6 protein-coding genes and 2 pseudogenes are annotated in these 6747 nt (G+C 59.7%); 1 reads left to right on the top strand and 7 read right to left on the bottom strand.

Annotated features, from left to right (window positions below):
- Both NKH35_RS30365 and NKH35_RS30360 read right to left on the bottom strand, forming a co-directional pair.
- Positions 1–536: pseudogene (locus NKH35_RS30365) on the bottom strand (transposase); the annotation flags it as partial.
- A 174-nt stretch (positions 537–710) separates the two neighbouring features.
- A complete protein-coding gene (locus tag NKH35_RS30360; protein ID WP_352917383.1) occupies positions 711–1868 on the bottom strand; it encodes a M24 family metallopeptidase in 1158 nt (385 codons plus the stop codon).
- A gap of 516 nt (positions 1869–2384) precedes the next feature.
- Here NKH35_RS30360 and NKH35_RS30355 point away from each other — a divergent pair.
- A pseudogene (locus NKH35_RS30355) lies at positions 2385–2995 on the top strand (transposase); the annotation flags it as partial.
- 267 nt (positions 2996–3262) lie between these two features.
- Here the strand turns inward: NKH35_RS30355 and NKH35_RS30350 are convergent.
- The 5 genes from NKH35_RS30350 to NKH35_RS30330 all read right to left on the bottom strand — a co-directional run.
- On the bottom strand, positions 3263–3529 hold the full coding sequence (locus tag NKH35_RS30350) for a hypothetical protein (protein ID WP_352917381.1): 267 nt from the start codon (positions 3527–3529) through the stop codon (positions 3263–3265).
- Positions 3490–5113 (bottom strand): IS66 family transposase gene (tnpC, locus tag NKH35_RS30345; protein WP_502907015.1). Its coding sequence is split into 2 segments (ribosomal slippage): positions 3490–4980 and positions 4982–5113, totalling 1623 coding nucleotides; the frame shifts between segments, so codons are not numbered across the junction. Before tnpC ends, NKH35_RS30350 begins: the two co-directional genes overlap by 40 nt.
- A 71-nt stretch (positions 5114–5184) precedes the next feature.
- Entirely contained in the window at positions 5185–5505 is a 321-nt protein-coding gene (gene tnpB / locus NKH35_RS30340) for an IS66 family insertion sequence element accessory protein TnpB (protein ID WP_352917385.1), read from the bottom strand.
- Positions 5506–5717: 212 nt separating this feature from the next.
- Positions 5718–5867: a transposase gene (locus NKH35_RS30335; protein WP_352917379.1), complete on the bottom strand. Its 150-nt coding sequence runs from the start codon at positions 5865–5867 to the stop codon at positions 5718–5720.
- Positions 5868–6223: 356 nt separating this feature from the next.
- Positions 6224–6747 (bottom strand): AI-2E family transporter (locus tag NKH35_RS30330; RefSeq protein ID WP_502907014.1); only part of this gene is annotated, 524 nt, incomplete at its 5' end.

Below are 6747 nucleotides of genomic sequence, written 5' to 3'. Positions count from 1 at the left end.
CCCCGGGACCCCCTCTTTGTGTTCCACGACCAGGCCCCCCCGCCCCACCATCCCGAGACCACGCCGGTAGCCGACCCGGCGACGCTCCTGCGCGATCGCCTTCATCCGCTCGCGAACCTCGCGGTGGTCCGGTCTGCTGGTCTCGTAGCGAACCGTCATGCGGCAACAGCCGATGGCTTTACACGAGCCGATGGCTTTACACGCCCACCGTTCGCTCATCCCAAAGCGTTCCTTCAGGCGAGCGACAGCTTTCTGCTTGGCCGCGGGCGTCACCATTGCTTTCACACAAGATCCTTCAACGCGGCATTGTCGAGCATCGGGTCGGCCAGAAGCCGCTTTAGCCGCGTGTTCTCGTCCTCCAGCGGCTTTAGTCGCCGAGCCTCGGAGATATCCATCCCGCCGAAGCGGGCCTTCCAGTTGTAGATCGAGGCGTCGCTGACCCCGTGCTTGCGGCACAGATCGGCAACCGACACCCCGGCCTCGTGTTCCTTCGCAATTCCGACGATCTGCTCTTCAGAGAAGCGGAAACGTATCATGTTCTGGTCCACTCGATGGGCCAGAACGAACTTCAAACCGGATTAGATCAGAGGGGCAAGGTCACCCCATTTCCACTGTACGAATGACGTACTGGCGTCCCAAAATCCGCGCCAGCCCCGTTGCTGCATGCCGACGCTACGTTGGCGTTGCGCCGGCATCGCTATCCTCGAATATCAGCAATTTACCAATAGGTCGCGTGACATGTTGCTTAGCGAGCTCGCGCCGGTATCCGTAACGCGAAGGGTCTCACTGAAGATATAACCATCGGCCTTTTCAAATATGCCTATGATGAGATGGAAAGTCATGTTGGCCTGAATTGTCGTTTCGTCTCCCGCTTGGATGTTCGGGCCGCCTTCCATCCAATCGATTCCCAATGAATACCCAATTTTAGATGTTTTTCGCACGCCTCGCGGTTCAAACTCACGCCGAAAAGCTCGCTCCACATCGTTGCACGTCACGCCAGGCCGTATAGCGTTAAAAGCAGCGAGGAACCCATCCAAGCAAGCTTGGTGCACATGCCGCTCTCGTGCGCTTGGTTCTCCCAAAAACACCGTTCGCGACAACGCAGAGCAGTATCGGTGACGGTAGGCGCCGAGTTCGAAAATCGTCGAACATCCTGTCTTGTACTGTCCGTCGGTCCATTTGAGATGTACAGCGTTCGCAGGCGAGCCCACGTTCATAGTGAAATCGGAGGCCGAGCCCGGAATTTCTGGCGTGCCCGCGTGAAGTGCATGTGACACGGCGGCGCCTACATCACATTCTCGGGCGCCAACAGATATTGCGAGCCTACCAATCTGCATAGCCCTATCGGCGATCTTTGCCGCCTGTTCCATGTAGGTGAGCTCGGCAGTTGATTTGATAACCTTCAACGCGGGGACCATCCAATCGGCATCAATGAATTCCGAGACGCCCAAATTCTTGCTCAAGGCGGCATGGCCCTTCACTCCAAGGACCTTCCCTGAAAGTTCGACCCCAATGCGACCAAGGCTCGACTTGGTGCGCTCGCGAATATGGTCCGAAATGGGCTCCCAAGGCGTGGATTGGCTCGAACCAATATATTCTTCTGGATAACTAAGGACCCGAGACTGCGGCAGATATGAACATACATCTGCAGCCACTATGTCCATTTCGCGCAAAATGAGCCACGGATCCTCTTCATCTTGGCGCACCAGAACGAGCTGAGGATTATAGTCGGAGTAGGCTGCATAACCGGTAAGATAGTAGATGTTTCCTGCATCAAAGACGAACAGTGTGTCGATGCCGCGTTCGGCCATTAGCTGGCGCAGCCGGGCCGAGCGTGCGCGATACTCTTCTTGATCAAAGCTTAGCATAAGTGATTCCCTCTTTCATAAGTGACCGTCGCAAGATAAGCAGCTCGTGCCGTTGCTGGCTACGGACTAACATTGCGCGAACGAAGGAATAGGAAAAATCAAAAGCCCTGCGAATCTGACGTGGGCACATCAAAAAGCGAGGCTTCTCGAGCAATATATTCAAACTCCGATCAGAACGTGAGTAGGGAGGCCGACGGCCGATGTCCTGCGCTGCAGGTTTGTCCCTGGGAGAGTCCGACGGTGGCCAAGCCGCTCGCGAGCGCGCCCTCAACAGTGCTATGGGCGGCGGCGAGCGTGTGGCACCCTCGGCGCTGTTGAGCAGCTACCTAGGTGTGCAGGCCCGGACTGTGATGGTGTATTATTGCTGAGTCGTTAGGAGGAGGATGCGCTATTGCAAGCATTTCTTCACGGCAGCGCCCGCACGAGGGAATGTCGGAAATCATGCGTGAGCCCATGATGTTGGAAGGAGAATCATCGCATGGCCATTGAGAAGGAAGTACTACTAATCTAGATCGGTTGCTTGCCTGGCGCGACCCACAGGCGCTGTTTGCCAAGGACGGTTTGCTCGACGATCTGAAGAAGGCGCTTTCGGAGTGGATACCGAACGCCGAGTTGGCCGATAATCTTGACGAGGAGCAAGCCACAGGATTGGCGAACCGCGCAACGGACATTCGAAGAAGACGGTCCTGACGGGTACATCGAAGCTCGAACTTTCGATCCCGCGTGACCGTGCCGCCAGCAAAGTATTAGCGCCGCTTTCCCAATTTCGACGTCAAGATCGCACTCCATGTATGCACGCGCCGTGAGCGTGCGCGAGATCCGCGGCCACCTGGAGGAACTCTACGGCGTCGACGTTTCGCCGGACCTGATCTCGGCCCCGACGCCGTGCTTGAGGAAGTCGCCGAATGGCAGAACAGGCCGCTGGACGCCTGCTTTCCGTTAGTCTTCTTCGACGCCATCCGGGTCAAAATTCGCGACGAGGGCTTCGTGCGCAACAAGGCGATCTATATCGCGCCCGGCATCCTGCCCGACGGCGGCAAGGAGATATTGGACATTGGATCGAGCAGACCGAAGGCGCCAAATTCTGGCTGCGCGTCTCCACGAGATCGAACAGGAGCGTTTGCCGCAGCTCTCGGTGGCTCCAGACACGGAGAAAGGGTCCGCTCGCAATGGTTCAATGATTCGCCTTCTTTCGCGGATCATCGGTATCGGTTCGAGACTGCGGACATGCTGGTGAATGAGATTCTCTCACGCGGCCTGAGTGATCGGAGCCGTCGCTCGCTATGCCGGGCTTACCGGGGCGCCGGATGAGAGCGGCCAACGCAGGCGCGACAAAGGTCTTGCGCGGGCCGGCAACGCTCGCGGTATCCATCCGGTGAGGGACGCGGGCGGACCTATTTGTTTCCGTCGCGATGGATGGCGATGAGGTTTTGAAGGCTTTCGATGCCGAATTCGAAGAAGGCCATGACGCCGTATTCTTGGTCTGGCCCGTAGACCCAGATCAGACCGTCCTCGGGTTCCATTTCGATAGCGATTTGGCCGAGCCAGTCCTCATCTTCGCCGAGGTCCCGGGCGACGAGCGCGATGGTTCGCACGGAATGCATTTTGTTGATGTGCATTGTCAGGCTGCGATTGCGGCGGGCTTGGACCGCCAGTTCCACGGCAGCAAGTCGTCGAGGCGATTGGCGGGGTGCTCGGCAATGCGGTGAAGCACATCGGTAAGCCAGGCTTGCGGATCGACATTGTTGAGCTTGGCGGTGCCGATGAGGGCGTAGATGACTGCAGCGCGCTGGCCTCCACGATCGGAGCCACAGAACAGCCAGGCCTTGCGACCGAGCGGGACGCAGCGCAAGGCCCGTTCAGCCGCATTGTTCGTAATGCAGATCCTGCCATCGTCGAGGAAGCGGTTAAACGCCGGCCATCGGCGCAGCACGTAGTTGATGGCCTTGGCGAGATCGTGGTTGCGTGAGAGCTGGGCAAGCTGGGCGATCAGCCAGGCGTGAAGGTCCTCCATCAGTGGAGCGCTGCGCTCCTGGCGGGCGCAAGCACGCGCTTCAGCGCCCAATCCCTTGATCTCGCGCTCGATATCGAACAGTCCATCCAGGCGCTGCACCGCCTCCAGTGCGATCGGGTAGATCGCCCCTGTCCGTTCGCCGCGGCTCTTCTTGCGCGCTGATCCCTCGACGTCGGCGAGTTCGAAGAACTTGCGGCGCGCATGGGCAAAGCAGCCCGCTTCGAGCACAGGCCCTGGGCGACGATCGGCTGCGTAGAGTTCGCCATAGCCGCTATAGGCGTCTGCCTGCAGGATCCCGGACCAGCTGTCGAGATGCGCTCGCGGATGTTCGCCACGGCGGTCGCGCGAATAGTGGAACAGCGCGGCGGGCGGATCGGCGCCGCCGAATGGCCGGTCGTCGCGGACATAGACCCACAGCCTGCCGATATCGGTCTTGCCCTTGGCGAGGACCGGCACCGTTGTGTCGTCGCCGTGTAATCGGTCGGCGGCGAGAACATGAGCCTCGATCCGGCGATAGAGGGGCATGAGCGCGAAAGTGGCCGCGCCAACTTGGTCGGCGAGCGTCGACAGGCTCAGTGGCACGCCCTCGCGAGCGAAACGTTCAGCCTGGCGGTTCAAGGGTTGATGCTGGCCGTACTTGTCGAACAGCAGCATGGCGAGCAAGCCAGGACCTGCCCAGCCACGCGGCACGACATGGAACGGCGCCGGCGGCTGGGTGATCGTCTCACAGTTCCGGCACGAGAACTTCTCGCGCACCGTCTGGATGACCTTCCACTGACGCGGGATCACCTCCAGCGTCTCGGTCACGTCCTCGCCGAGCTTCGAAAGCCGCGTCCCGCCGCAAGTCAGGCACGAACATGGCGCGGGGATGACGATGCGCTCACGCGGCAGATGCTCGGGAAACGGCTTCTTCACTGGCCGTTTGCGCTCGAAGGCGGTGACACTGGTCGTCCTGGTCGCCGCCGCCTCGGCGGCAAGGTCAACTTCGCTGGCTGTGGCCTCGAGTTCCTCGAGTTGCAATTCAAGTTGGTCCAGGAGCCGGCGGCTGCGCTCGGCGCTGGGGCCATACTGCTCGCGCCTGAGCTTGGCGATCTGCAAGCTTGAGGTGCCCGATCAGAGCTTCCCTGGCCGACGCCTTAGCCCTCGCGGCGGCAAGTTCGGCTCCCATCGAAACAACCAGCGCCTTAAGCGCTTCGACATCGTCCGGCAGGGGCGAAACGGCGGCTTCCATGGCCGAAATGAATCAGCACCTGTCTCTCGGTGCAACCGAAAAATGCCGCTTTGGCTGAGGAAATCCGTGTCCTATCCCGCGCTCGCCGGACGCCAGCTGTACTGCGGGTTGCGCCAGTCAATCCCGTCGAGCAAACACGCCAGCTGAGCGCTCGTCAGCGACACTGCACCGTCCTTCGCCTGAGGCCAAATGAAGCGGCCCTTCTCGAGCCGCTTGGCATAAAGCGACATGCCGATCCCGTCATGCCAAATGATCTTTACCAGCGATCCGGCGCGTCCGCGGAAAACGTAGAGATCACCACCGTGAGGATCGCGCTTCAGGTGCTGCTGCACCAGCAAAGCCAGGCCCTGCATGCCCTTCCTCATATCGGTGTGGCCCATCGACAGCCACACCCGCGCGCCCGACGGGATCACCGCAGTGCCTTTACCACTGCCGTAACCAGCGTGGGCGTCGCTCCCGTGAAGATGCTCACCCGGCCGCCCTTTACCAGCTTCACGACAATAGCCGGCCGGTGCTCCAGTGGATGGCCGACGTCTTCATCGACAACCACCGCCTCTGTAAGGCACGGGTCCGGGACGTGTTCGCACAGCTTGCGACGCCAAGTCTAGATCAGCGCCGTCGAAACGTCATGCCGCTGCGCCACCTGCGTCACACAGGCTCCGGGCGAAAACGCCTCCTCCAAAATCTGGCGCCGTTCCTCTTCGTTCCACCGCCGCCGACGTTCGGGGCCTGTGAGCAACGTGATCTGACCCATCAACTGCTCCTAAGTGCGCTCATAAGAGCACGCTTAAGACCACTCGTTCATCACCCGAACAAGGCGCGACACGCCGGATGGATACTCAAAATGCACCCCACCGGTCAAAAGCGGAAACAAGCCGATCGACGACGACAACACCTATGCCGCCAACGTCACAAGATCGAGAACATGTTCGCCAAGCTGAAGGACTAGCGGCGCATCGCGCCCAATTTGACCGCTACGCACACACCGTCTTCTCGGCAATCTGCATCGCAGCCGCCGTCGCCTTCCGTCTTAATCAATGAGCCTGATGCTAGCTGGCCTGTTAACCATCGACGCGACCCGATTCCGTTCGATCGGGCATTGCTCCAATCCTAGATTAGCCCGCGCATCGTGAGTTCAGCCTTCAGATAGGCATAATAGATCGGCGCGGCGACAAGACCCGGCATACCGAACCAGGCCTCCATGAAAACCATCGCCAGAAGAAGCTCCCAGGCACGCGCGTTGATCCGCGTTCCAATAATCTTGGCGTTCACGAAGTATTCGAGCTTGTGAATGACGAGGAGAAAGGTAAGCGAGCCGAGCGCTGCAAGGAAGGAGATGCTGAGGCTGACAACGACGATCACGGTGTTGGAGATCAGATTGCCGATGACCGGCAGAAGGCCGGCGACGAAAGTCAGCGCTATCATCGTCCTGATGAATGGCAGATCGATTCCGAAGGACGGCAAAACAGCGACGAGATAGATCGCCGTTAGAAATGTATTCAACGCCGAAATCCGAATTTGCGAGAACACGATGTTGCGAAAAGCCTTGCTCAGAATTTTGACACGATCCGCCAGCGCGATCGCCAGTGGGCCGGGCTCGCCCGATGGCGCCGCCGAGTTCACCGCGATCAAGC

The sequence above is a fragment of the Mesorhizobium sp. M1143 genome (assembly GCF_040318435.1).
Taxonomy (GTDB): Bacteria; Pseudomonadota; Alphaproteobacteria; order Rhizobiales; family Rhizobiaceae; genus Mesorhizobium.
Note: the sequence above shows the minus strand (reverse complement) of the source record. Positions and strands in the feature narration are given on the sequence as shown.